The sequence below is a fragment of the Phycisphaeraceae bacterium genome (assembly GCA_019636795.1).
Lineage (GTDB): Bacteria > Planctomycetota > Phycisphaerae > Phycisphaerales > UBA1924 > JAHBWW01.
The window spans coordinates 143,933-169,424 of the sequence record JAHBWW010000002.1; the positions used below are offsets into that span (position 1 = coordinate 143,933).

Genomic DNA, 25,492 nt, shown 5'->3' on the forward strand with positions numbered 1-25,492 from the left:
GCAACGACTTGCACCAGATCGCCCAGCCGCGCGCGCAAGATCGCGACTTGACGAACTTTCCATCGCACAGTGCAACCGAACCGTGGTACACTGCGCATCGACCCGCACGCTGTCCTGTTACCCGAGGGGGGTTTATCTGTGCTCAAGATCATTTCCGCCGTTGCTGTCACCGCGCTCTTCACCTCAAGCCTCTGTGCCCAGATCCAGATGCCGCATCAGGCAATCGCGGGCGAGGTTCTCAACCACGCCCAACTTGCCCAGCTTGAACTCGGCGACACACATCTCATCCACCACTTCCCCCTTGGCGACGCTGGAAATGTCGCCCTCGATCTCACCCGCTTTTCAATTCTCGGACCCGACACCCGCATCGTCGAGATCGTTGGCGAAAACGAACGCGAACTCGCCGACACCGGGCTCATCCTTCTCCGCGGCTCAATCGTCGGAGAAGACAACGACTCCACCGCATTCATCGCCGTCGGGCCCTGGGGCATCAATGGCTTTATCTCCCGTCAAACCACCGGCGAGTTCTTCAGCATCACCACCGGGCCATACTCAGGTCTCCTCGAACCCGACGCGCCCCTCTACGTCACCAGCAACTTCCAATTCACTCAACCCATCGAGCCTTTCTGTGGCTACGACCCCAACGACCCCTTCCTCAATCCTCCACGCGAGCAGATCGAGCAGGCACAGCAGGAATCACTGACCATGCGCGGCACCACGCCCTGCAGCCAGTCCAGCATCGCCATCGATACCGATTACGAGTTCACCGCCAATCTCTTCGGCGGCAACACCTCCGCGTCCACAAACTACGCCATCACACTCCTCGCCGCAACCTCCATCATCTTCGAACGCGACACCGGCACCACCCTCGCACTGGCCTACCTCCGCGTCTGGGCAACCGACACCGATCCTTACGGCGGGTCCGACATGGGCGAGTTTCTCGAAGGAGTTCGCAACACCTGGATCAGCACCATGGGCAGTGTTTCTCGAACCGTTGTCCATGGATTGTCGGCGCGAAACCTCGGCGGCGGCGTCGCATGGGTCAATGTCCTCTGCAATACCCAATGGGGATACGCAGTCTCCGCAAACCTCGGCGGAAGTTTCCCACTCCCGATGGTCAACCACTCACATGCCAACTGGGACATCTTCGTCTTCGCTCACGAACTCGGTCACAACTTCGGCACGCTCCACACTCACGACGGATACGACCCCGTCATCGACGGTTGCGGCAACGGCGACTGCTCGCAGGCTTGGGGTGGCACCATTATGAGTTACTGCCACGGCTGCGCCGGAGGCATGAGCAATATCGTCCTCGGCTTCCATCCGCGCACCCAGACCGTCATTCGCAACACCGTCGCCGGCGCCTCGTGCATCACCACCTCACCCACGTCGCTGGCAGCCGCCCCGGATTCGACCTACACCATTCAGACCCTGCCCGTCACCATTGACGTGCTCAAGAACGACATCGAGGCGTCCTGCGGCGTGCCCACCATCGCCTCGTTCGATTCCGCCTCGGCAGGTGGCGGGACCGTCACTCTCGTGACAGGAGCCGATCGCAACCGCCTGCGCTACACCGCGACGCCAGGTTTCTCGGGCATCGACACTTTCCAGTACGCCATCAACAACGGCCAAAGCACTACCGTTTCGGTCGAGGTGTTCGCGCTTCGTGCGCCCGACAGTCCGATCCAGCCTCAGCCCGGCGTCCGCGTGGACTACTACGCGCTCAACAATCCCAACACGCTTCCCGACTTCAGCCTGCTCACGCCCTACCACACCGAGGTCGTGCCGCAGATCAACTTCCCCTCAACCAGCGGCCAGTTCGCAGGCAGCGGCCGGGTCAACAATGTTGGAGCCGTGTTCTCGGGATATGTGCAAGTTGCACTCCCGGGGATGTACCGCTTTTCAACCGAGTCCGACGACGGATCGAAACTCTGGGTTGGTGATCGGCTCGTGGTCGACAACGACGGGCTGCACGGCATGCGTGTGCGTACAGGCGTCGTGGCACTTCAGCCCGGCAAGCATGCTGTGCGCGTCGAGTTTTTCGAAGCCGGGGGTTCAGCCGGACTGATCGTCCGCAACGCGTATGACCCCGGAGACTTCCAGGTCATTCCACCCTCTGCGTGGTTCTATTCGGACATCCAGCCATGCGCCGCCGACTTCAACAATGACGGCAACCTCGATTTCTTTGACGTGCAGGCCTTCCTGGGAGCGTTCACCGCGCATCATCCAACGGCCGACATCAACAGCGACGGCATCTGGAACTTCTTTGACGTTCAGCAGTACCTCGCGCTGTTCAGCGCCGGGTGCCCCTGATACGCTGGCGCATCACCGGAGGGCGCTCAACTCGTCGAGCAGCATCGCGTGACTGCGCGCGCCCAGTCGCCAGCAGTCGATCTCGAACTTCTCGTTGGGCGAGTGGACTCGATCGTCTTCGAGCCCGAAACCCATGAAGATGGTCTCGATGCCGAGCTCGCCTTTGAGCAGCCCGGCGACCGGGATAGACCCCCCGCTCTTGATCATGGCCGGCGCGATGCCTGCCGCTTTTTCCATTGCACGGCGTGCAGCAATGAGCGGCTTGGAATCGGTCGCGCAAGTGGCGGGGTTGCCGCCGCTGTGGTCGATTTTCTCCCATCGGCACCCGGGCGGCGTGCGCTCGTCGAGCCACCGGAAAAATGACGCGGTGATTTCGCGCGGGTCCTGATCGGCGACGAGACGGAAACTGACCTTGGCCGAAGCGAAACTCGGGATGACGGTCTTGGCGCCTTTGCCGGTGTAGCCGCCGACGATGCCGTTGATCTCGGCGGTGGGTCTTGCCCATTCGCGTTCGATCGCGGTATATCCCTTCTCGCCGATGTCGGCCTGGGGCGGCAGGCCGATGGATCGCAAACTGGCTGCGACATCGACGCCGAGATTCTTCCATGCTTCGCGCTCGGCCTGCTCGACCGGGCGCACGCGGTCGTAAAAGCCGGGGATGGTGACCTTGCGACAGGAATCCCAGAGTTGAGCGAGGACTTTGACGAGTTCGTTATTGGGGTTGGGTGCGCGTCCGCCCCAGAGGCCGGAGTGAAGGTCCTGATCGGGCCCGTGCAGGATGACTTCGGTGTAAGACAGGCCCCGGACGCCATAGGTGATGGCGGGCTTGCCGCGGGCGAGCATTCCGGTATCGGAGATGACGCAGACATCGCACTTGCTGAGGCGATCATGGTGTTGATGAACGAAGCGATCGAGATTGACGGATCCGGATTCTTCTTCGCCTTCGAGGAGGACGGTGAGTTTGACGCCGCCCGCGACTTTGCCGATTGCTTCCTTCCATGCGCGGAGTGCTTCGAGGAAGGTGGAGACTTGTCCCTTGTCATCGCAGGCGCCGCGGGCGACGATGCGTTCGTGGCCTTGGGTGGTTTCGAGGACGGGTTCAAATGGTGGGTTGTGCCAGAGGTTGACGGGATCGACGGGTTGAACGTCGTAGTGGCCATAGAAGAGAATGTGAGGCCCGCGGTAGTCGGGGTGGCCGGGGGTGCTGGCGAGGACGATGGGGTGTCCGGTGCCGACGGGGTCTCCGGTCTGGATGATTTCGACAGCCAGGCCACTGGCAGCGAGGTGCTCGGCTGCCCAGGCGGCGGCGCGAGCGACATCGGTTTTGTAGGCGGGGTCGGTGGAGATGCTGGGGATGCGAAGCCAATCCATGAGTCGTGAGAGACAATGCTTCTCGTTCGCTTCGAGCCACGCGATGGCTTGCGATCCTGACATGGTGCAGTTCTCCGGTGAAAGCCTGACGGTAGGACGGCAAAGTCTGCGCGTGTGGTGATTGGGGAGGGTGAGTTTGAGGGGAGGAGGCGGCCGGGGCCGATAGCGTCTAAGCCATGTCCACCATTGAGCCGAACAGTCCGGGGAGCGTGCGGGTGCCGATTGAGCAGGGGTCGGCGGCTCTGAATCGTCTGATTGCGCGGCGGGTGTACGCGCGCCCTTCGACCGAGCAGCCTCAGGCGGCAGGGGATGCGATCCCGATGTACCGCAATCCGGCGCTCAAGAACGAGGCGGCGACGCTGATTCAGATCGGGCGGAAGCTGGATGTGAAGGGGTGAGACGCGGGAGCAGTTGCAGCGGGTGATGTTGCGGGGTTGCGCTGTGGTGGCGAATGTGTCGTTGCGGAAGGTTGGGGTTGATTGACCCGGACCTTTGGGCGGGGATGCGTCTGGGAATGCGTGAGGTGGGGTGCGCCCAAAGATCCGGCGTCCGGATGCACGAGGCAAGAAGCGCCCGTGAGATGGAGATGTTCAAAGGTCTGGCGTCTGGGGGTACGCGAGATAGCACAAGGTTGAGAGCGGTTGAGAGCGGATTTTTGTTTATGGTTCTTTGGAATCGAGACGGTCAGCGCAGTAATGCAAAATAAAAGAACATAACGATGCCTGTGAAGAAGGCGATGAGGAATGAAGCAGTGATCAGGAGGTCGAGGATTGCGAGGATGCGAGCCCACAAGCCGATGTGGCCGAGTGCGTTCCACCAGCCTCTTTTGCCGCCAGCGGCGATCCACTGGGTGGAGATGGAACTCAGCGCGAGCGGAGTGATGATGGCTGTGGCTCCGCTGCCGAGTGTGAGCATGATTGCGCCGAGCAGGCCTGCAACTTCGAAGAGGTGAAGCAGTGCGGCACCGGAGAAGGTGATGGCGAGTGGCAGGCCGAGCATCACCGCGACTTCAGGAACAGAAGGCAAAGCGTTCTGGAGGTTGATGGGTTTTGTGTACCCGTGGCCACACTCCGGACAAATTCCGATTGCAGAGAGGCCGATGAGGTGGTAGCCACAGTTGAGGCACTGTCGGGTCTGGCTGAGAGGGTGGGACATCGGTCAGACAAGATACTAGGAGAGACACGAACGGGTTCGGTGATCGGAAGGTTGGGGTTGATTGACCCGGACCTTTGGGCGGGGATGCGTCTGGGAATACGTGAGGTGGGGTGCGCCCAAAGATCCGGCGTCTGGATGCGTGAGATTATGCGCCCGATGGGGCGGGGAGGCTGCTTACAGTTGCCTTTTCATCTGCGAGCACTTCATGGACGCACCACGACACTTTCTGACCGAGATCATTGACGAGGACATTGCGAGCGGGAAATGGGGCCCGGCGGGGGATTCGAGCGTGGTTCGGACGCGCTTTCCGCCGGAGCCGAACGGGTATCTGCATGTCGGGCACGCCAAGAGCATCTGCCTGAATTATGGGCTGGCGGAGCAGTATGGCGGGAGGTTCAACCTGCGGTTTGACGACACGAACCCGGCTGCGGAAGAAGACGAGTTTGTGCGGTCGATCATCGCGGATGTGCGGTGGCTTGGGGCGCGGTGGCCGGGGATGGCGGAGGATGATTTGCGGGCGGGTGTGGTGTTTGCGTCGGACTATTTCGATCAGATGCATGCGTGGGCGGTAGAACTGATTCGCAAAGGGAAGGCGTATGTGGACGAGCAGCCTGTGGACACGATGCGCGCTCAGCGCGGCGACCTGACCAAGCCGGGGACGAACAGCCCGTTTCGGGACAGGCCGATTGATGAAAGCCGGTTGCGGTTTGATGAGATGACGCGCGGGTTGCACAAGGATGGTTCGATGGTGCTGCGCGCGAAGATCGACATGGCGAGCCCGAATATGAATTTGCGTGATCCGGTGATGTATCGGATTGTCAATACGCCGCATCATCGGACGGGCGACCGATGGCATGTGTATCCGATGTATGACTGGGCGCACGGGCTTGAGGATTCGATCGAAGGGATTACACATTCGATCTGTACGCTGGAGTTTGAGAATCATCGGCCGCTCTATGACTGGTTCATTGATGCGATCAACGAAGGTCGCGGGGATGGCGGGGAGCACGGCGCGAAGATCCATCATCCGCAGCAGATCGAGTTTGCGAGGCTGAACCCGGCGTACATCGTGACGAGCAAGCGATTGCTGCGGCAGTTGGTTGAGGAGGGGTTTGTGCGCGGGTGGGATGATCCGCGTATGCCGACGATCAGCGGGCTGCGGCGGCGCGGGTATACGCCGGAGTCGATTCGGGCGTTTGTGATGGGCGTTGGTGTGACGCGGTTCAATGCGGTGCATGACATCGGGCTCATGGAAAATGCGGTGCGGGAGCACTTGAACAAGGTTGCGCCGCGGCGGATGGCGGTGCTGCGGCCTTTGAAGGTGACGATCACGAACTGGCCCGAGGGACACTTTGAGGAGTTGGAGGCGATCAACAACCCGGAAGATGCGGGTGCGGGGACGCGGACGGTGCGGTTCGGGCGGACTTTGTACATTGAGCGCGAGGACTTCATGGAGGATCCGCCAAAGAAGTTTTTTCGGCTTGGGCCTGGGCGTGAGGTGCGTCTGCGCTGCGGGTACTGGATCATGTGTCACGAGTTTGTGAAGGATGATGCGGGCGAGGTTGTGGAGTTGCTGTGTACGTATGACCCGGCGACGCGTGGGGGTGACAGCCCGCCGCCGGATGCGGATGGGAATGTGCGCAAGGTGAAGGGGACGCTGCACTGGGTGTGTGCGGAAGATTGCGTTGATGCGGAGGTTCGGCTGTTTGATCGGTTGTATCGTGTGGAGAGGCCGGGCAAAGCGAGCGGGAATCATCTTGCGGATCTGAATCCTGGGTCGTTGGTGGTGCTGAATGGGTGCAAGGTGGAGCGTGGGATTGCGGAAGTGCTGCCCGATGAGCCGGGATGGACCGATGGGATTCGTCGGTTTCAGTTCGAGCGTGTCGGGTATTTCTGTCTGGACAGCGACTCGCGGGCGGGGGCGCTGGTCTTCAATCGGACGGTGACGCTGAAGGATTCGTGGGCAAAGGAACAACAGAAGGATTGATGCATGTCGCTGCCGATGGGCTCGCCGCTGGCGCGGCACTGGATGCTTGGTCCTGATGTGGTGTTTCTGAACAACGGGTCGTTCGGGGCGTGCCCGCGCGCGGTGATGGCTGCGCGGGCGGCGGTGCTGGAGCGGTCGGAGCGCGAGCCGATCGAGTTTCTGGTCAATGACTACTGGGCGATGATGGATCGATCGCGCGAGGCGCTTGGGCGTGTGGTGAAGACTGCGGCTGAAAACATTGTGTTTCTGCCGAACGCGACGCACGCGGTGACGACGATTCTGGCGAACCTTCGGCTGGAGGCGGGCGATGAGTTGATTGTCAATGCGCAGGAGTACTCGGCGTGTGTGGCGAACTTTGAGCGGGCGGCGGAGCGGGCGGGGGCGCGGCTGGTGTATGCACAGATACCGTTTCCGGCGCTGGATGAAGAAGAGATTGTCGAGGCGGTGGTTTCGGCAGCGAGCGAGCGGACGCGATTGTGTCTGTTGAGTCATGTGACGAGCCCGACGGCGATCGTGATGCCGGTGGCGAAGATTGTGAAGCAGTTGCGCGAGCGCGGGATCGAGACGCTCGTGGATGGTGCGCATGCGCCGGGGTATTGCGAGGTTGATATCGATGGACTCGGGGCGGCGTATTACACGGCGAACTGTCACAAGTGGCTGTGTTCGCCACGGGGTTCGGCGTTTCTGGCGGTGCGGAAGGAGTTGCAGGCGACGTTTCGGCCGCTGGTGTTGTCGGTGTTTACGCGCAAGCCTCGGACGGATCGGTCGTTTTACAATCTGGAGTTTGATTATGTTGGAACACAGGATTACTCACCGGCGATCTGCATCGCGGATGCGATTGAGCATGTGCCGAGTCTGATTGATGGGACGTGGGAGGATGTGCGGGCGCGGAACCGGGCGCTTGCGCTTGAAGCACGGGACTTGTTGTGCGGGCGGCTTGGGGTGGAGCCGCCGGTTGCGGATGGGATGATCGGTTCGATGGCGACGATCGAATTGCCGGAGCACGATGAGGTGCGGCAGCGGGCTTTGCTAGCGCGGCCGACTCGATATCACGATGCGTTGCAGGATCGGCTGGTGGGTGTGCACCGGGTGCAGGTGCCGGTGATGTCGCTGGCGGGCGTGGACGGAGCGCGGGCGAAGCGGGCGTTCCGGATCAGTTGCCAGTTGTACAACAGCCTGGAGCAGTATGCGTATCTTGCGGATGCACTGGTTGAGGAACTGAGGCGCGAGCGCGAGATGGGAATCTGAAGCGGCGCTATTGGAGTGGCTTGACGTCGCTGGGCGGTTCGATCTGGAACATTGTGGGGAGGAAGTAGCCGCGGTTTTTGTAGGTGTAGACGCGGCCACTGACGATCAGAGAGGCCCCGGGGCGGCCTGCGACGCGTGCTTCCATGAGCATGAGAATGCGTGAGGGGATGACGACAAGGGATCCGTCGCCGAGTGCCTGAGTATCGCCATCGAAGCGCAGGAGCCACTGTCCTGATCCGTGTCGGTCGAGACGTGCGCGGCGCTGGGCGATATATGAACCTTCGGGGAGGAGAGGCGAAGTTGATGCTGCGGTGCCCGAGGCTTCGCTGCTGGGGGTTCGCTGTGCGCTGAGAAGTCGCTGGCGCATGGCGTCGGCGCGACGGTTTTCGGCGCGTGATTCGCCTTGGAGTTCGGCGATGAGTGCATCAACTTCGGGGTCGCGCAGCGGGTCGGCCTGCGGGGCTGTGGAATCTGGCGACTGGGCCATTGGGTCGGGTGGATCGGTCGCGGCTGAGGTTCGCGAGACGCGGGTGTAGTTGGTCATGAGGAGGTAGTTGGTGGAGTGGTAGAAGAGCACGAGGCCACTGACGACAGCGGGCATCGAGTTCTCGACGCCTTCGAACATGGCGACGAGGCGATCGAGTTCGGCATTCGGCGCGATGAGCATGGGCCCTTCGCCGGGGAAGCGTTGTGTGACTGATGGGACGAAGATCCAGAGGCCGCCGGGTCCTGGCCAGACTCGACCTTCGCGCTCGCGCAGCATGGTGCCTTCGGGGAGGAGACTTGGCCTGGGCAGTTCGACGCCAGAGATTGCCAGAGTACTCATCCAGTCGTTTGCGCCAGCCAATCCGGGTCTGACGGGCGAGGTGCGTGAGGCTGCGGCGGGGAATACAGCTGGGGCATCGCCGGAGATTCGGGGGAGTCCGAGTTCGATGCGTGTTGCGATCGAACTATCGGTAACTGGAGGCTGCGGGTCGGTCGTGTCCTGCGCGATTGCTGCGGCGGCGATGATGGCGCAGACCAGCGTGGTGATTGCAGGAGACACCCTTTCCATCATGCCTTTATACCGGCGATCGGATTCTGCCATTGTGGCCTCCTGCAGCATGTTCGTCGGCCTGAGGGTGCCTGCGTGCTTGAGTTGAAGCCGAGATGCGCCTGCGGGGTCGGGATCAGCCCTGGGACTTGTCGGCAGATTTTGCGCCCCGGCGTTGCTTCTTCTCGATGAGGTTGCCCTCGTTGTCGAATTCCATTTCCTCTTCGCGATCGCCCTCGAGTTGACGGTCGGCGACGACGTGGACGGTGATCGAGGCTTCGAGGTCGGAATCGAAGCGGATGTGGACTTCGTAGTTGTCGACCCGCTTGATGGTCTGGGCGAGGCGGACTTCGCGGGGCTTGACGGGGAAGCCGAGCGAGCCGAGCGCGTCGGCCAGATCGTGCTGCGAGACGGAGCCATAGAGGTGGCCCTGATCGTTGCATGCGCGGGCGAGGGTGATTTCGAGGCCTTCGAGGCGCTTGATGAGATCCTTGCGGTGAGCGCGGAGTTCAGCGACCTGTTTTTCGGCCTGCTTGCGTTTTTCCTGGAGTGAGGCAAGAAGTTCTTCGCTCGGCTCGGTTGCGAGTTTGCGGGGGAGGAGGTAGTTGCGGGCGTAGCCGAGACGGGCGTTGACGACATCGCCGACGATGCCGAGGTTGTCGACGTTTTCGACCAGAAGCAGTTTGACGTTGCGAGCCATTGTGTTTCCTTTCGCTGTCCTTGACCCTAGGTGGGGTCGAGTTGAGGAGCGGTCTGCCCCCGCCGGCATCCGCCCCAACGCATCACCAGTTCGTGCGGGGTGAAGAGTCTAGCCTGCGAAGTTCATCGCAGCGCGTTTGTGCTGAATCCCTTGTGCTACTGGGCGTCAGAAGGGAATGTCGTCATCCGAGCCATGATCTGAGTGGTCCTGATTGCCGGAGGACGAGCGGGTAGAGGCGTATGAGCCTCCGCCGCTGCTGCCTTCGTTGCCACCATCGCTGCCCTTGGAATCGACGAACTGGAAGTTTTCGACGACGACACGAATTCTGGACTTCTTTGAGCCGTCGTTCTTGTCTTCCCATGTATCGAGTTTGAGGCGGCCTTCAACAAAGACCGGGCGACCTTTGTGCAAGTATTTGGACATGCTCTCAGCGGTCTTTCCCCATGCCTCGCAATCAACAAAGGTAACTTCGTCGCGCATCTGCCCATCGCCGGCTCGGAATCGGCGATTCATAGCCAATCCGAAGTTTGCAACTGCCATGTTGCTGGCAGTGTGCTTGAGTTCAATATCTCTGGTCAAGTTCCCGATCAGGATGACTTTGTTCAGACTGGCAGCCATGGCAGTGTCCCTTTCGTTCGGTATGCGTCCGGATGAGTCTAGGCCTCTTGCGGCGCTGCGTGGGTCAGAGGTCTTCGCCGTCTTCGTCGTCGATTCCGTCGTTGAGGTCGGGGTCGAGGTCGACATCGTCGCGTGCGGGTGCGCCGAGGGAGACGCCGGCATGAGCGTTGTCACCTTCGGTGGCTGCGGCTTCGGAGCGCATGCGTGCCTCGACGGCGAGTTCATCGCGCAGGTCATGAACCTTGATCTCGTCTTCGCCCAGATGGTCGGCGCGAAGGACGAGCACGCGCATGATCTGCTCCGAGAGGTTGCAGTCGCGTTCGAAGGAGGTGACGTGGTCGGCGGGAATGCGGACGTAGGCGAGGATGTAGACGCCGCGTTTTTGCTTGTCGATTTCGAAGGCGAGGCGGCGTTCGTCCCACTTGCGCATGGCGAGGACATCGGCTCCGGCGCGCTCGAAGAGGTGGTTGATGTGATCGATGACGCCGGCGAGATTCGCGGCTGTTCCTTGACCGATGAGAAACATGACTTCATAGACTGTTGCTGTCATTGTGGGCATTCGAGACTCCGTTTCGTGTTGATTTTCGGCCTGATCCGGTATGTGGATCTGATGGCCGCCCTTTGTTTATTGAGACTCTTGGGACTTGTCACTTCCTGACGTGACCTTGCGGTTGTAACGATTCATTGCGGTTTGAACGCCATGCTGGACGGCGCATTCGACCGCTTCGACGGACTGACTGAGTGCGCTTTCGAGCGCTTGGAACTCTTCTTTCATGAACCGACTGAGAACCCAGTCGGCCATGACCATGAACTGAGGGACTGCTCCGACACCGACGCGAATACGGGGGTAGTTTTCGCCGGCGAGAGTGCGATCGAGGTCTGCCAGGCCGTTGTGCCCCCCGGCAGAACCTGAGGCCCGGATGCGAAGAGCCCCCACGGGCAGGGCGACATCATCGACGATGACCAGGAGATCGTCTGCTGGGGAGAGTTTGAAGAAGCGCACGGCTTCGCCGACGCTCTGCCCGCTGCGGTTCATGTAGGTCGTCGGCTTCATGAGGAGGCAGGGTTGGCCTTGGATTGAGGCATCGAGCGTGACGGCGTGAAACCTGGCGCGCGGCATTCCCCCGGGGTTGTGCTTCTGGGCGAGGCGATCGACGACCATGAACCCGGCGTTGTGCCGCGTCTTTTCGTACTGTGCCCCGGGATTGCCTAGTCCGACGATGAGTTTCACGCTTTGATCTCGATGGGTTCTGACATGCTGGGGTTGATTACTCGTCCTCGGGCTTGGGCTTGCGGCCTACGACTTCGGGTTCGGAGGTCTTGGCACCGAGTTCGGCGGCTTCACCGGAGGTTTCGGCCTGTTCGACCTGCACGACGATCTGCGCGACGATGGCATGCGGATCGGTGAGGAGGACCATTGTGGGCAAGGGGAGTTGCAGGTCGCTGGCGTGAAGAATCTGTCCGACGTCGAGGTTGGAGACATCGACTTCGATGAAGTCGGGCAGGTTGGTCAGCAGACACTCGAGTTCGATGGTTTCGAGCGGGTGCATGAGAATCGCGCCGACGGACTTGAGCCCCTTTGCGTCGCCGATGAGGTGAAGGGGGACACGGACTTTGACGCGTTCGGTGAGATCGACGCGGGCGAAGTCGCAATGGACGATGCCGGTGCCGAGGTGGTCGAACTGGAGTTCCTTGAGGAGGATGTAGTGATCGCCGCCGGAGGTATCACCTTCGAGTGCGAGTTGGAAGACTTTGTCGCCGCTGTAGAAGTGTCGCAGGGCGATTTTTGCATCGACGGTGATGGGCATGGGTTCCTGGCCGTGTCCGTAGACGATGGCGGGGAGTCCGCCGTTCTCGCGGATGCGGCGGCTGTAGCGTGAACCGACGCGGTCGCGCTTGGTGGCTTGCAATGTTGGTGTCTGGTCTTTCATGATTGAACATCCTCTCGTGATTGGACGAAGTTCGTTGCTTCGTCTTTCGTTGTCTAACGTTTCATGCCCGCCGTGCGCCCGAAGAGCGCACTGACCGAACGGTTTTCATGAATTCTCTGAATGGCTTCGCCGAGCAGCTGTCCTACGGAGAGCTGCACGAGCTTGTCTCGGATTGGATCGCAGCGTGTGCCTGCGGGGATGGTGTCGGTGACGACGAGCCGGCTGATGGGTGAGTCGGCGAGGCGTTCCATGGCCATGCCGACCAGGACGGGGTGAGTACAGGCGGCGATGACGTCGTGTGCGCCGTGCTCCATGACGAGTTTGGCTGCTTCGCAGACGGTGCCTGCGGTCGAGATCATGTCATCGAACATCAGGACGGTTTTGCCCGAGACGTTGCCGATGAGGTTGCCGACGGCGACTGTGCTTCCGCTGAGGCGGCGTTTGTTGATGATTGCCAGATCGCCCGAGAGCAGGTTTGCGAGTCCTTCGGCGACTTTGACATTGCCGACATCGGGGCTGACGAGGCAGAGATCGCCGAGTTCTTCTCGCATTGCGGTGAAGTAGTCGAGGAAGACAGGAGTTGCGGAGAGGTGATCGACAGGGAGATCGAAGAAGCCCTGAATCTGGGCGGCATGGAGGTCGATCGTGAGCACGCGGTCGGCGCGAGCGGCGGCGATCATGTTGGCGACGAGTTTGGCGGTGATAGGGACGCGGCCTTCGTCCTTGCGGTCCTGGCGGCCGTAGCCGAAGTATGGAATGACGAGTGTGACCTGGCGGGCTGAGGCTCGCTTGAGGCAGTCGGTGAAGATGAGCAACTCGACGAGATTGTCGTTGACCGGCTCGCAGGTTGAGATGATGACGTAGCAGTCGCGTCCTCGGACGTCTTCTTCGAGTTTGACGAGCATTTCGCCGTCGGGGAAGATGATGGTTTTGGCGTCGCCGAGGGGTTGGCCGAGATGTTCGCAGACGCGCAGGGACAGTTCGCGCGAGTGCCGACCGGAAAAGATCCGAAGCCCGTTGCTTTCGCCCGTTTTCATCGGACCCCACCCCTTTCGTGCATCTGATCGGTCGCGCGTGCGCGATACACGCGATCGACCAGTGCCAACTGTTCCGGCGTGTTGATGCTCAGCACATCCTCGGGCGGCACTGCATCGATCACTTCGACGATGTGGCCTGCGCGTTTGAGAAGAGTGGGCACCGGAGTCAGGTAATACTCGCCCGAGATGGTGTCTCGCTCGACGCGTGTGAGTGTTTCGAAGAGTCGAGCGCAGTCGAAGCAGTAGTAGCTCGGGTTGACTTCGCGGATGAGGCGTTGCTCTGGAGTGCAGTTTTTCTGTTCGACGATGGCGTCGAACGAGCCGTCGGGGTTGCGGACGATGCGGCCGTAGCCGTCGGGATCGTCGATGACGCTGGTGGCGAGAGTGGCGGCGGCGTGCTTGAGGCGATGGCGAGCGAGGACTTGCTGGAGAGTCGAAGCGCGGATGAGGGGCCCGTCGCCACAGAGGACAAGGACTTCGTGCCCCGGGGTGCGTCGCTCGATGGTGAAGAGTTCGGCGGCGGACTGTACAGCGTGACCGGTGCCGAGTTGCTGGGTCTGCAGGGCAAACTCGATACGCTGGCCATAGGAGGCAACAGCATCGCGGACATCCTGATGGCGATAGCCGACGACAAGGACGATGCGCTGGCATCCTGCATCGAGGCATGCATCGATCACGGCGCAGACCATCGGGCGGCCTCCGATGGGATGACAGACCTTGGGCAGGTCGGAGTTCATCCGTGTGCCTTTGCCTGCTGCCAGAATGATCGCTGATGGGTGATGCACGGAATTCCTACGCGCGTCGGCGACTGGGGTTGTGCGAGGAAGCAACCGGGAATTACCCCGCCAGGACTCGAACCTGGACTAGATGAACCAAAATCACCTGTGCTGCCATTACACCACGGGGTACATGACCTGACCCCGACACGCGAACCCGAGATTCATTTCGAGACTCATTGCGAGGCTCGGATTGATCCGGGGAGCGCGTCTGGCTGCCTGCTCGCCTTGAAACTGCCGCACGACCTCCTCAACAAGGCACTTCGCACGAGCGAGGTGCTGACTCTGAACCGCCCTGACGCGGTCCGAGTCGAGGCTCGGCCGCGGCACCAGTCGCCCGGATAATGCCCGGGCTTGGAACTCGAACCTTCCGTCGCCGCGCAGCAATGCTGCAAGGGAAGACTCCTGAAAGCGCCTCGGCGGTGTGCCCGCGTCCGTCGCTTCCGGTTCCGATCCAACGGGCGAAGTGTAGTGCCCCCCAAGGCGGGAGTCACCGATCTGGATCAAGAGTTTCGAGATCGGCGTCCTCGCCGGAGGCATTGGGATCGTCGTTTGGAGTCTGGTCTTCCTCGATTCCGTTGCCGACGGTCTGCTGGCTGATCATTTCGTAGCAGGTTGCGAGGAGGCCGACGAGTGGGAATCGGCTTTCGGTGAAGGGACTTTGGCCAAGGCGTCGGAGGAGGACATGGCTGACTTCGGGGTTGCTCAGGGGGGCATCGATAAGGTCGAGTTCAGGCCCCGAGTCCCAGAAGTGATCAAGGTTTGCTTCAAGTCGCTGGGTGGATCGATCGCTCACGCCGGGAATCTGCGGCTGATAGACGATTGCCGGCCCGGGACCCTGGCTGGTGATGGCGCGTCGGTCGCGGAGCAGTGCGATGAACGCGTCGCTGGCGATGCCGCGCAGTTCGAACATGAGGAGGGGATTGTCGCCCAGTCGTTCGGCGAGCAGGGCTGCGAGGCAGACCGCGTGTTTGCACCATGGTTTGGGCTCGCGGCATGAGCAGATTGTGGCGAGTTCGTCAGGCTCGGTCGGAAAGAGTTTCAGACCCAGCGGGGCGAAGATGTCTTCGATGTTGGGGGGCAACTCGCCGGCGAGCAGTTTGGCGGCAAACCCGGACTGATCGACCATGGCGTGGACAAGTCGGTCGCGCTCTTCGGGCGTGAAGTGAGTGAGGCTGAGGCGTGTGAGGTAAGGCTTGGAGGATCGCCCCTGAATGGACCCTTCGACAAATCCGTTGTCGATGGTGATGCGGCGGGTTTGGCCGTTGCGGGCGTAGTCGATGCCTTCGCGCAGGGCTTCGCCGAGGGCGCCGGCTTCCATGATGCGGATGATGCGTTCGGCGGCCCAGTGGCGAGGTGCGTCGGGAGGGCGTTTGCGTGTGCGGACGCCGCCGCGCACTCGGCGTGGGTTGATGGGGATGCGCTTGATCGGCTCGCCGGGTGCGCGTGGGGTGCCGGGGTTGTCGTTGGGCACGGGGGTGCTCACGCGCTGCTCCGGCACGAGGTGGTTGACGGCTGAGTGCCCGTTGGGCGGGATACTGCCGATGGTGATCGCATTTCATCCGCACGCACGGCTAGTCGTCTCCGATCGCATCGGCGCGAAGGGTGAGGATGTCGCGCAACTGGTCGGTATCCAGTTCCGTGAGCCACCGCTCGCCGGCGCCGATGATTTTTTCTGCCAGTTCGGTTTTGGATTCGATCATTTCGTCGATGCGTTCCTCGAGCGTGCCGCGGACGACGAACTTGTGAACCTGCACGGTGCGTGTCTGACCGATGCGGTAGGCGCGGTCGGTGGCCTGATTTTCGACGGCGGGGTTCCACCAGCGGTCGAAGTGGAAGACGTGCGTGGCGGCGGTGAGGTTGAGGCCCACGCCACCGGCCTTGAGACTGAGAATGAGGATGGGGCGCTTGCCGTCGGCCTGCTGGAAGGTATCGACGAGTTTCTGTCGCTGGGCCTGGGGCGTTCCGCCATGAAGGAAGAGAATCTCGCGGTCGAGTTCGCGTTCGAGCATCGCGGCCAGGAGGTGCCCCATCTGGCGGAACTGGGTGAAGATGAGAGCCTGATCGCCTTCGGCGAGTACTTCGTCGAGCATTTCGAGCAGACGCACACACTTGCCCGAGCGCGAGGGATCGGGCGTGTGGCCCGAGTTGAAGTCGTGATCCTTGAGCAGTTGTGACGGGTGGTTGCAGATCTGCTTGAGGCGGATCAGCGCGGCGAGCACAACGCCTCGGCGGCTGATGCCCTCGCTCTGCTCGACATCGGCGAGCATGCGCTTGACGCACGATTCGTAGAGCGTCGCCTGCTCGCTGGTGAGGTGCGCGTACTCGCGGCTCTCGAGTTTTTCGGGCAGGTCGGCGACGACAGCCGGGTCGCTCTTGACACGGCGGAGGATAAACGGTTGGACGAGCCCGCGCAGCTGCCGCGAGCGGACCTGATCGCGATAGCGTTCGATCGGGACGCTGAAGCGTTTGCGGAAGCCCGCGCTGCCTCCGAGGTAGCCGGGATTGAGGAAGTCCATGATGGACCAGAGTTCGCTGAGGCGGTTTTCGACGGGCGTGCCGGTGAGGGCGACGCGACGGTCGGCGACGAACGAGCGCACGGCCTGCGACTGCTTGGCTGATGGATTCTTGATGTACTGTGCTTCGTCGAGCACGACGCGTCCCCAGGTGATGCGGTGGAGCGTCTCGCGATCGCGGTGAGCCAGGGCGTAGGTGGTGAGGACGATGTCGCTTTCCTGGGCGCGTGCGACGAGGGTGTCGCCGGTGAGACGTTCGAGGCCGTGGTGGACGAGCACCTTGAGGTTGGGCGCAAAGCGGCGGACTTCGTGGATCCAGTTGCCGACGACGGACATGGGGGCGATGAGGAGCGTGGGGTGGACGCGGTCGCCGGGGCCGGCGAGTTGGCGCTCGTGGAGCAGGAGTGCGAGGAGTTGAATGGTCTTGCCCAGACCCATGTCGTCGGCCAGGCATGCGCCAAGCCCGAAGCGTTCGAGAAAGACGAGCCAGCTGAGCCCGCGCTGCTGATAGGGGCGGAGCGTGCCCTGGAAGTCGGCTGGAGGTTCGATGTCGGGGATGCGCTCGGCGGCACGGGCACCATCGCCTCCGGCACCGAGGACTTCGGCGACCCATCCGGTGGCTTCGAGCCCGACGACGGGGATGCCGGTCTTGCGTGTATCTGAGCCGTAGGCCAGGCGCATGGCGTCGGAGAGCTGCATCTGCCCGCCGGGGTTTTCCTTGATGAAGCGAACGGCGGCCTGTACGTCTTCGGGTCGAATCTCGACCCATCGGCCTCCGATCTGGACGAGGGGCAGATCGCGGCTGGCGTACTGCTCGAACTCGTGCAGGCTCAGGGTGGTGTCGCCGATGGCGATTTCCCAGTGGTAGGAGACGAGGGTGCTCAGGCCGAGCTGCGGGCCTGCGATGGCAGCGGACCCGTCGCCGGTGTCGATCATGGAGTCGAGCGATTCGCTGTCGATGCGGAGCCTGGCGCCGAGGCGGCCGGTCGGCGAATCCCACCAGTCGGGCACCTGCACGCCTACGCCCTGCTCGATGAGGATGGGGCGGAACTGGCGGAGAAACTCGTAGGCCTTCTTGGTGCTCAGGCGCAGATGCGTTGGTTCAGATTGATCGAGGACCGCTTCGAGGGCGGGATAGAGGCGCGCGGCGCGGGCCAGTTCGGCCAGCAGCAGATCCTGCGGCGATTCGAGGCTCTTGCCTTCGAGGGTGAGGCTCTCGCCCGAAAGCATCCAGACTTCATCGCCATCGACGACGAGCTGGCCGGTGTCGGCGTCCTGCAGATGGAAACTGACGACCCACTCGAGGGTGTCGGCGTTTTCTCCGGCCGAGGCGATGGGCTCGCGCACGCGCAGGAGCAGTCGCCACTCGGCGCTTTCGCCTCGTTCTTCGAGCGCGCCGATCCAGTGACGAACACGGCGGACGATGTCGGTGCGTGCGGTGACCACAGCGGGCACGCGGGCGGCCGGTCCGAGGAGCCCGTGCAGCCATGCGATCTGTCCGTCGGCCAGCGGATCGCGCGACGAGACGGTGTCGAACATTTCGTTGGCAGCCAGCGAGGAGCGGGCCTCGGCGTCGATGACGGCGCCGAGGAATCCTTCGATGATGCGTGGGCCGTCGTGCTCCCACGAATCGACGATGGCGCGGGCGCTTGGGGGCATGGCGTCGACGAGGGCGGCGATGCGCTGGGCGGTCTGGGCGTCGTTGAGCCATGGGTGCCAGCTGCTGTGCAGTTCGCCGGTGGGCAGTTGCCAGAGCATGGGGACGAAGCGCTGCTGGGCGAGAAGGTGGCGTGCGACGCGCAGGGCGGTGATGAAGAAGTGGACGCTGGCCGAGGTGGTGAAGCGCGGGTCGTTCTCGGCGTCTTCGATGGCGTCGAGGCCAGTTGTGATCGCGCCGGCCTCGAGCGAGATGGGCGCCACGGTGAATGTGCCCAGACCTGCCTGATCGGCGTTGAGATCGACGATGCCGGCGATGCGCATCATCTTGCTGCTGGGCATGGGGATGGTCCCCCCGCCTTCGGCCATCGACGGGAGGCGCATGGTCACGGGTTCGATGTGTGAGATGTGGACGCCCAGCGTCGTGAAGAGATCGGCAAGGTGTGATGCGGAGACGGCAAAGGGGTGGAGCGTGCCGGGGTCAGTGGTGGAGCGGGCGAACCAGACCGAGGGATCTTCGCCCCAGATCATCAGTCGCCCGGCGCTGAACCCGGCGTGCAGTACCGTGCACCCGACCGTCGCATTTGTGTCGTGCAAACTACGACTCTCCCCCGAGACCATCCTGACTCGGTCCTGACTCGGCCCTGACTCGGTCCAGTGTTCTTAAAAGCAATGAGGGCGCAGGGACTCGAACCCTGAACCTCCGGATTAAAAGTCCGCTGCTCTACCGATTGAGCTACGCCCTCGCGAACCGGTGTGTGCGAACCCGATCGTAGTCACCCACCCGCCGCCGAAACGGCCTGACGGGCGATTTCGAGCAGCCGATCGCAGTTTCGCCGGCTTGCGCCCTGGTGCCGGGCGACGCAGGCGAGGCCTCGGTCGGCGAGGTCGGCACGGCGGGCGGATGCCTCGGGGCCGCACAGCAGCGCCTCCAGTTCGCCCGCCAGGCTGGTCTCGGTCGCACGCACCAGCGCGCCCGCGGCTTCGAGCGTGGCCGCGATCGAGGCGAAGTTGTCCATCGAAGGCCCGGCGATGGCAGGCTTACCCAGGGCGATGGGCTCGGTCGGGTCCGAGCCATGCAGCGGCGCGAACGTGCGCCCGATGACGACCACGTCGGCCAGTTCGTAGGCGGCCGAGAGTTCGCCGATGGTGTCGAGGAGGAAGCGGGTGCTGCCAGATGCTGCGGGGGCTGCGGGGGGCGGGGCGGGATGCCCGGTCGAACGGCGGGTGCAAGCGGGCAGGGCGGCGGCTGCCTCGTCGAAGCGCTCGGGCTTGCGCGGGGCGCAGAGCAGTTGGACGCCGGGCGGGCAGGCGGCGTGGAGCAGGGCTTCTTCGCCTTCGGCGGTGCTGCCCGCGACGATGAGCGGGCGGGCTGGGTCGAGGCCCATCTCGCGGGCGATGGTGCGGGCCTTGTCGCCGGGGCCGGCAGCGGCGCGCGAGAGATCGACCGCGTCCCATTTCATCGAGCCGGTCACCACGCAGGTCTCTTCGGCCGCGCCCATGGCGATGAAGCGGGCGCGGTAGTCCTCGTCCTGCACCAGGGCGGCGTCGAGGGCGGCGAAGGTCGAGCGGAGCAGCGGGCGGATGCGACGGTAGCCGCGGAACGAGCGTGCGCTGAGGCGGCCGTTGATGACGCAGACGGGGATGCGGCGGCGGCGGCAGGCGGCGATGAAGTTGGGCCAGACTTCGAGTTCGACCAGCGCGACGACATCGGGCCGGACGGCATCGAGGAAGCGGCGCACGGCCCACGAGGCGTCGAGCGGGTAGCGGACCACCTCGCAGTCGTGGCTGTAGAGGGCCTGGGCGCGGGCGAGGCCGGTGTCGGTCGAGGCCGAGACGATGACCTGGGCGTGGGGCGAAAGCAGACCGACGAGCGTGCGGATGGCACTGGTCTCGCCGACGCTGACGGTGTGGAGGAGGATGCGGGGCCGGGGGGGCCGGGGGGGCCGGGGGGGCATGTCGGGCGGGCCGGCGGGCGGGGTGTTGAGCATGTCCGCGACGTGGCCGAAGCGTTGTCGCCAGCCGCTGCGGGTCTTGCGGCTCCACGCGGGTGCGGTGACGAGAGCGACGGCGGCGTAGACGAGGTCGAGGAGGTTCACGGGGAGTGACCGGGGGGGGCCGGGGGCCGGGGGGGGCTGGGGGTGGCCGGGGAGTAACCGGGGGCTGGGGACCGGGGAGGCCGCGACTGTGCGGCCTCTTCAATAGGCAGGCCGGGACTCGAACCCGGGACCTCTCGCGTGTAAAGCGAGCGCTCTAGCCAACTGAGCTACCCGCCCGATGGGGAGTAGTGTATGCGAGAGGGGGCGGGGCGGGGGCTGGGCTGGGGCTGGGCGGGGGTGCCCTCGGCCAGCGGGCGCTCGGAGGCCGGGTGCCCGAGTCGTTGCTCGCTGCGAGGCTCTGTTCGGGTCGTCTGAGGCGATGTTTGATGCGTTCGGGGGCTGCTTGCATCGATTCAACATTCAATTGCATCGATGTGAGAGAAGGGTTGATCGATCAAAGAGAAGGTTTGATCGATGCGAGAGGAGGTTTGATCGATCAAAGAGGCTGTTTGATCGATACAACAGGACTTTTGATGCATGAAAGATCCGGTTGCAACGATGAAAGGCGCGGTTTGATCGATCAAACAGAAGGTTTCATCGATGTAAGACTCTGTTGCACGCATGTAAGATCGTGTCAAATTCGTCACATCCGGACGTTGACAGCCAGGTTCAAGCCCGAACTCGACGCGACCAGGCCCATGAATCGCGCCTCACGGCGCACCAACGCAGTTTTTCACGGACCACACTCCAAAAGGGGACCCAGCGGACCCCCCCTGCTTGCCGGCACTCTCCGGCCCGGGTCAAAAAGAACAGAACGCAAACATCCAAAGGCCCGAGAAGAAATGCCATGATCGGTTTTGGTGCGGGATCTATTCGCGCGTCTGCGAGAGGCCGTGCCACCGCTCGCCGGTTCCTCCGGCGATCGGTGCCGGATGCGGCCGGGTGCCGAAGCGATTGCTCTGCATGGCCACGATCAGGGGCAAAACCGAGACCGCGAAGACGCATCACATCCCCACACCACTTCGCCCCGGAGGGGGCGACGGGCTGTAGCCACGGGTGAAGCGCAGCCCGGCGCCAGCCGGGCGCAGCGCAACCCGTAGACACGACACGCCCGACTCCCTCCCCTGCCCCGGAGGGCAGAGGAAATGAACATCGCGCAGACCGCGCACGTCATTCCATTGACTCGGCGCGTCCTTCGCCCCTCCGGGGCGAGGAAAAAGATGAACGGCTCTCCACGGGTTGCGCGTCGACTGCTTCGCAGTCGCCGCTCCACCCGTAGCTACAACCCTCGGCCCCGCTGGGGCCGCAAGACATCACTGCCCGTCCGCCTTTTCGCCCCGAAGGTGCGACGACCGGGTTGTATGATGGGACCGATGGAAAGGATGGAGATGAGTTGATGACGAACACGCACCCGCCACCGCTCGCCGGAGGAACCGGCAAGCGGCGGCACGCAGAATAGTGGTTCGGTAGGGAAGGAACCAAGGCACACCGACCACTCAAAGCCGTGGTCGGTGGCACGGGTGGCATGCATCTACGGTTGCGGTCGGTGCCACCCGCCGTTGCTCATGTGCAACTCGATTATTGTTTGACATCTTGTCCCGAAGACCAGTGCAGGAGCGAATTACGAGCCGATTTCACCGCGTTTATTGTATGTGTGGTCAACCAGATTCCAATGATGCAAGGCCCAATACTAATCGCGAACATGAGTACAGATATTAAAAAATTCTCGATTCTTCCGAGACCAATCAAAATAGACCATCCAAGTATGTACAAGCCAAGAAGCATCCACATAATACTTGCCGCAAGCAATGTCAGTTCGCGAAGTCGAGGCGTGCCCGTTCGGTTCGAGATTTCGCTCAAAAGGGGGGTGATAACAATCAACTCGACAGCAATTAACAGTGTGAGTGCCGCGTATGAAATCATTGCAACCGTCGCAATTGCGTACAAATCGACTATCATTAAAAGCAAACTTGCTGCAGAAATGATCGCAAACCCAAGTTGAAATCTGCCGATTGTCCTGGCACTTCGCACAGATGCGGCTGACTGCAGATAATTTGTGAGACGCTCAAGTCGACTAATTTGGATCGAAGCTCGTATAGCAATACACGGAAGAGCGATGGCCACCATCCCGAAGATGAAAATCACCAATGATAGCCCAATGATGCCAATTAAAACTGCAAAGGCTACGACCGTTATCGCCAGCCAGCAGCCGAATGCAGTCCTCAGGCTCTGCAACCCGCGCTCTAGGGCTCCAAGAAATGGTTCGCCGAAGTACAAGAGATGAAAGGTAGAGGGATATTCCACAGTTGCGCGTACTTCTTTGCCGCATTCTGGGCAATCTGACGCCATTGGAAGACCCTTGACTGAAAATCCGCACCCCACGCAGGGAATGTCGTCGGCACAATTTGATGGTCCGTTTGGAGAATCAGCGAGGGTCAGGGGTGAACACGGGATAAGAGCATTGTCCATGAGCTTCGTCTTCTTGGCGTCGATCAACCATGAAGTTGTAGCTTGGGATTTGTTATTCAGGTTTGCGATGGCCGATTCAGCCGAGTCGAGTCCCGCTCGAACACGTTCGACTGCTCCGCTGATCAATTGCAAATCAGACAGAGCTTTCGCCAAGTGCTGGCCCGACTTGTACCGAAAAATGACGCGCTTGTCCGTCGCCCGGGCAACGACTTCCACAAGTTCGGCGGGCAGATCCTTAAGACGATCTATCGGAATCGGTTGTGAGCGATGCATGTCTGCGAGCGATGAAATCGATCCTAAGAATGGCTTCTCTCCGGTGAGGAGTTCATATAACATGATCCCCATGGCATAGACGTCAGTACGCGCGGAAGCAGCGCCGTCAAACATCTCTGGTGCCATATAGGCGGGGGTTCCGCTAATGTTGCGGCCATCGAGAACAGCCGAAGTGAGTGACTGATTCACAAGGAGACCAAAATCCGTCAGTTTGACAGAACCGTCTGCTTCGAGGACCACATTTCCTGGCTTGATATCTCGATGCACCATACCCGCATCGTGCAAAGCTCCTGCAGCGTGCGCAACAGCCTCAACGATTCTGACCGCTTCAGAAGGAGATAAGGCGCCTCGCCTCTGCAAGACAGAAGTAAGAGCTTCGCCTCGAGCGTATTCTTGGACAAGATATGTACCCAAATCGCCCCTTCCCGCATGGAGAACTTGGGTCAGATTCGGATGGGCGACCAGAGCCGCCTGTGCTGCCCCTGCAAGTAATTGGGCTGACTCCGTGGTATATTTCGGGTGCAGCACTTTAACTGCAACCAAGCGTTTGAGCAATATGTCCCGTGCCAACCAGACGGTTCCTGTCGCGCCGCGGCCCAATTCGTGCAGCGTCTCTAGGCCATCTATGCAAGGCGGGCCAGCGCGTGGCAAGTCGCCGAAGCTGGCCTGCTTTAAAAATTCAGATGTTGGTGCTGTTGTCCCTTCATCGAATTGATTAGATTGAGCGAGCGGCTGACCAATTTCAGAGATTTCGCGTGCTATTTCTTCTGGCCGCTGGGCATCGGCAGACGGTTCCATCGAAGACAGCTCAGGGGCGGTTGCTTCGAAATCAAACTCGTTCGAGTCCTGAGACATATGGTGGTCTCTTCTGGTACTTTAGAATCCTAGGCCTATTAATGTCACCTGGGAGTACAACCGAATTCGTCTTGGTGTGCCACAAAGATCGGCTCTGCAACCCAGGCAGCGGCGGGGTGGCACCGAAATCCTCTTCGGCCGTGCCACCGAAGTCGGCTCTGTGACTTCGGTGCGTGGTGGAGCCCGGAAGCGCGGGGCGACTGTGGCACGAGAACGCGGTCGGTCACGGAGCCAGCATACTGAATCGGCTGATTCGCGTCAAGCCGGACCTCAGGCACGCAGAATGGAGGTTCGGTTGGAAAAAACCAAGACACACCGACCACTCAAAGCCGTGGTCGACAGCACGGGCAGCATGCATCAACGGTTGCGGTCGGTGGCAGCCGGCGTTCGTTCGACCCGGACCTTTGGGCAGCGGGGCACAGGGATGTTCGAGATCAGGCGTGCGCCCAAAGGTCCGGCGTCAGAAGCACTCCGACATGTCGGCCTGTCACACCGCTCAACTCAGGCAACCCTGCGGCGGCGGGTGGCGACCAGAGCGCCCATGCCGAGAATGGCGGCTGCGCCGGGTGCCGGGACCAGAGCGATCTGAATGCCGTGCCACTGCTCGGGGTGCGGGTCGGTCCAGCTGATGGAGGTCATGGTGCCGACGAACTGGATGACGCCGTAGCCCTCGGAGCCGTGGAGGACGTTGGAGGCGGCGGGGTTGAGGAAGCCGGAGCCGAAGAAACCGGGGCCCTGGCTGAGGAGATTGAAGTTCTGGTTGAAGGTGAGGAGGGACAGGGCGCCCGGGGTGCCGAGGCTGCAGATGGCCATGATGGGGTTGGTGACGGCGGTGGAGAAGGTGATGGTGTAGAGGTTGGGGGTGCCGCCGACGAACTGGAGGATGTCGGAGGGGGGCGGGGCGTTCCAGACCGTGCCGCTGATGTAGGTGGCGGGCGGGGTCCAGTAGTTGGTGCCGCCGGCGGTCTGTGCGCCCCAGAGTTCGCCGGAGTAGGTGACGCCGACGGCGCCGATGGTGCCCGAAGCCGAGCCGGAAAAGCCGGTGGTGGCGCTGGTCCAGTCGGCCCACTGGACGGTGGTGGCCGAGGCGGTCGAGGCGGCGGCCGCTGCGGCAAGGACGATCAAACGAAGAGACGAGGTGCGCGTGTTCACAGATGGACTCCTGCAAAGGTCTGGGTGCGGCCCACATTGGGCCTGTTCGCAGAGATTCTGCGGCGCGGGGCCGAATCTCTCAGGAGAGGGTGTGGAATTGTCGGCGGGGCTTAGCGGGTGCGCTTGGAGGCGACCCAGGGCTGGTGGCACCGATCACGTGCATGTGGCTGGTGGCCGTGCCACGGCTCGCTGGAGGAACCGGTGAGCGGTGGCACGTAGAATGGTGGTTCGGCTTGAAAGCACCCAAGGCACACCGACCACTCAAAGCCGTGGTCGGTGGCACGGATGGCATGCATCAACGGTTGCGGTCGGTGCCACCCCGCCTCACCATACCGGCTTCGCCACAAGGGTGCCGCACGGGTG

The 25,492-nt window shown here is 62.2% G+C and carries 20 protein-coding genes and 3 tRNA genes; 4 read left to right on the forward strand and 19 right to left on the reverse strand.

Features of this window, described 5'->3' with window-relative positions; genetic code table 11:
* The first annotated feature begins 138 nt into the window (after positions 1-138).
* A complete protein-coding gene (locus tag KF757_03785) occupies positions 139-2,313 on the forward strand; it encodes a hypothetical protein (protein ID MBX3322093.1) in 2,175 nt (724 codons plus the stop codon).
* Between the two features lie 12 nt (positions 2,314-2,325).
* Here KF757_03785 and KF757_03790 read toward each other — a convergent pair whose 3' ends face one another.
* Positions 2,326-3,747 (reverse strand): M20/M25/M40 family metallo-hydrolase, encoded by a 1,422-nt coding sequence (locus KF757_03790; protein ID MBX3322094.1) that lies wholly within the window; start codon positions 3,745-3,747, stop codon positions 2,326-2,328.
* 113 nt (positions 3,748-3,860) lie between these two features.
* Here KF757_03790 and KF757_03795 point away from each other — a divergent pair, with 113 nt between their 5' ends.
* Positions 3,861-4,082 carry a hypothetical protein gene (locus tag KF757_03795; protein MBX3322095.1) on the forward strand — a complete coding sequence of 74 codons (222 nt, stop codon included), beginning with the start codon at positions 3,861-3,863 and terminating at the stop codon, positions 4,080-4,082.
* 286 nt (positions 4,083-4,368) lie between these two features.
* Here the strand turns inward: KF757_03795 and KF757_03800 are convergent, their stop codons facing one another.
* Entirely contained in the window at positions 4,369-4,839 is a 471-nt protein-coding gene (locus KF757_03800; protein MBX3322096.1) for a hypothetical protein, read from the reverse strand.
* Between the two features lie 205 nt (positions 4,840-5,044).
* Here KF757_03800 and KF757_03805 point away from each other — a divergent pair, with 205 nt between their 5' ends.
* Both KF757_03805 and KF757_03810 read left to right on the forward strand, forming a co-directional pair.
* A complete protein-coding gene (locus tag KF757_03805) occupies positions 5,045-6,826 on the forward strand; it encodes a glutamine--tRNA ligase/YqeY domain fusion protein (protein MBX3322097.1) in 1,782 nt (593 codons plus the stop codon).
* A 3-nt stretch (positions 6,827-6,829) separates the two neighbouring features.
* A complete protein-coding gene (locus KF757_03810; GenBank protein ID MBX3322098.1) occupies positions 6,830-8,074 on the forward strand; it encodes an aminotransferase class V-fold PLP-dependent enzyme in 1,245 nt (414 codons plus the stop codon).
* Between the two features lie 7 nt (positions 8,075-8,081).
* Here KF757_03810 and KF757_03815 read toward each other — a convergent pair whose 3' ends face one another.
* The 17 genes from KF757_03815 to KF757_03895 all read right to left on the reverse strand — a co-directional run bounded on the left by KF757_03815 (position 8,082) and on the right by KF757_03895 (position 25,129).
* The gene (locus tag KF757_03815; protein ID MBX3322099.1) at positions 8,082-9,161 is read right to left on the reverse strand and encodes a hypothetical protein; all 1,080 of its coding nucleotides are present in this window, start codon (positions 9,159-9,161) and stop codon (positions 8,082-8,084) included.
* Between the two features lie 82 nt (positions 9,162-9,243).
* The gene (rplI, locus tag KF757_03820; GenBank protein ID MBX3322100.1) at positions 9,244-9,807 is read right to left on the reverse strand and encodes a 50S ribosomal protein L9; all 564 of its coding nucleotides are present in this window, start codon (positions 9,805-9,807) and stop codon (positions 9,244-9,246) included.
* A 165-nt stretch (positions 9,808-9,972) separates the two neighbouring features.
* Positions 9,973-10,425, reverse strand: coding sequence for a single-stranded DNA-binding protein (gene ssb, locus KF757_03825; GenBank protein ID MBX3322101.1), 453 nt, complete (start codon positions 10,423-10,425; stop codon positions 9,973-9,975).
* 64 nt (positions 10,426-10,489) lie between these two features.
* Positions 10,490-10,984: a 30S ribosomal protein S6 gene (gene rpsF, locus KF757_03830; protein ID MBX3322102.1), complete on the reverse strand. Its 495-nt coding sequence runs from the start codon at positions 10,982-10,984 to the stop codon at positions 10,490-10,492.
* Between the two features lie 66 nt (positions 10,985-11,050).
* Entirely contained in the window at positions 11,051-11,656 is a 606-nt protein-coding gene (gene pth, locus KF757_03835; GenBank protein MBX3322103.1) for an aminoacyl-tRNA hydrolase, read from the reverse strand.
* Positions 11,657-11,693: 37 nt separating this feature from the next.
* Entirely contained in the window at positions 11,694-12,356 is a 663-nt protein-coding gene (locus KF757_03840) for a 50S ribosomal protein L25 (GenBank protein ID MBX3322104.1), read from the reverse strand.
* A gap of 53 nt (positions 12,357-12,409) precedes the next feature.
* Positions 12,410-13,393 (reverse strand): ribose-phosphate pyrophosphokinase, encoded by a 984-nt coding sequence (locus KF757_03845; GenBank protein ID MBX3322105.1) that lies wholly within the window; start codon positions 13,391-13,393, stop codon positions 12,410-12,412.
* Positions 13,390-14,178, reverse strand: a complete 789-nt coding sequence (locus KF757_03850) for an NTP transferase domain-containing protein (protein MBX3322106.1) — start codon at positions 14,176-14,178, stop codon at positions 13,390-13,392. The genes KF757_03845 and KF757_03850 overlap by 4 nt, the downstream gene beginning before the upstream one ends.
* Before the next feature lie 52 nt (positions 14,179-14,230).
* Positions 14,231-14,301, reverse strand: a tRNA-Gln gene (locus tag KF757_03855).
* 358 nt (positions 14,302-14,659) lie between these two features.
* Positions 14,660-15,655 (reverse strand): hypothetical protein, encoded by a 996-nt coding sequence (locus KF757_03860; GenBank protein ID MBX3322107.1) that lies wholly within the window; start codon positions 15,653-15,655, stop codon positions 14,660-14,662.
* A gap of 88 nt (positions 15,656-15,743) precedes the next feature.
* Positions 15,744-18,938, reverse strand: a complete 3,195-nt coding sequence (locus KF757_03865; GenBank protein MBX3322108.1) for a DEAD/DEAH box helicase — start codon at positions 18,936-18,938, stop codon at positions 15,744-15,746.
* Positions 18,939-19,014: 76 nt separating this feature from the next.
* A tRNA-Lys gene (locus tag KF757_03870) sits at positions 19,015-19,087 on the reverse strand.
* A 30-nt stretch (positions 19,088-19,117) separates the two neighbouring features.
* Positions 19,118-20,440: a hypothetical protein gene (locus KF757_03875; GenBank protein MBX3322109.1), complete on the reverse strand. Its 1,323-nt coding sequence runs from the start codon at positions 20,438-20,440 to the stop codon at positions 19,118-19,120.
* Between the two features lie 103 nt (positions 20,441-20,543).
* Positions 20,544-20,617, reverse strand: a tRNA-Val gene (locus KF757_03880).
* A 176-nt stretch (positions 20,618-20,793) separates the two neighbouring features.
* Positions 20,794-21,003, reverse strand: coding sequence for a hypothetical protein (locus KF757_03885; GenBank protein MBX3322110.1), 210 nt, complete (start codon positions 21,001-21,003; stop codon positions 20,794-20,796).
* 955 nt (positions 21,004-21,958) lie between these two features.
* Positions 21,959-23,977 carry a protein kinase gene (locus KF757_03890; GenBank protein ID MBX3322111.1) on the reverse strand — a complete coding sequence of 673 codons (2,019 nt, stop codon included), beginning with the start codon at positions 23,975-23,977 and terminating at the stop codon, positions 21,959-21,961.
* A gap of 501 nt (positions 23,978-24,478) precedes the next feature.
* Positions 24,479-25,129, reverse strand: a complete 651-nt coding sequence (locus KF757_03895; GenBank protein ID MBX3322112.1) for a hypothetical protein — start codon at positions 25,127-25,129, stop codon at positions 24,479-24,481.
* Between the last annotated feature and the right edge of the window lie 363 nt (positions 25,130-25,492).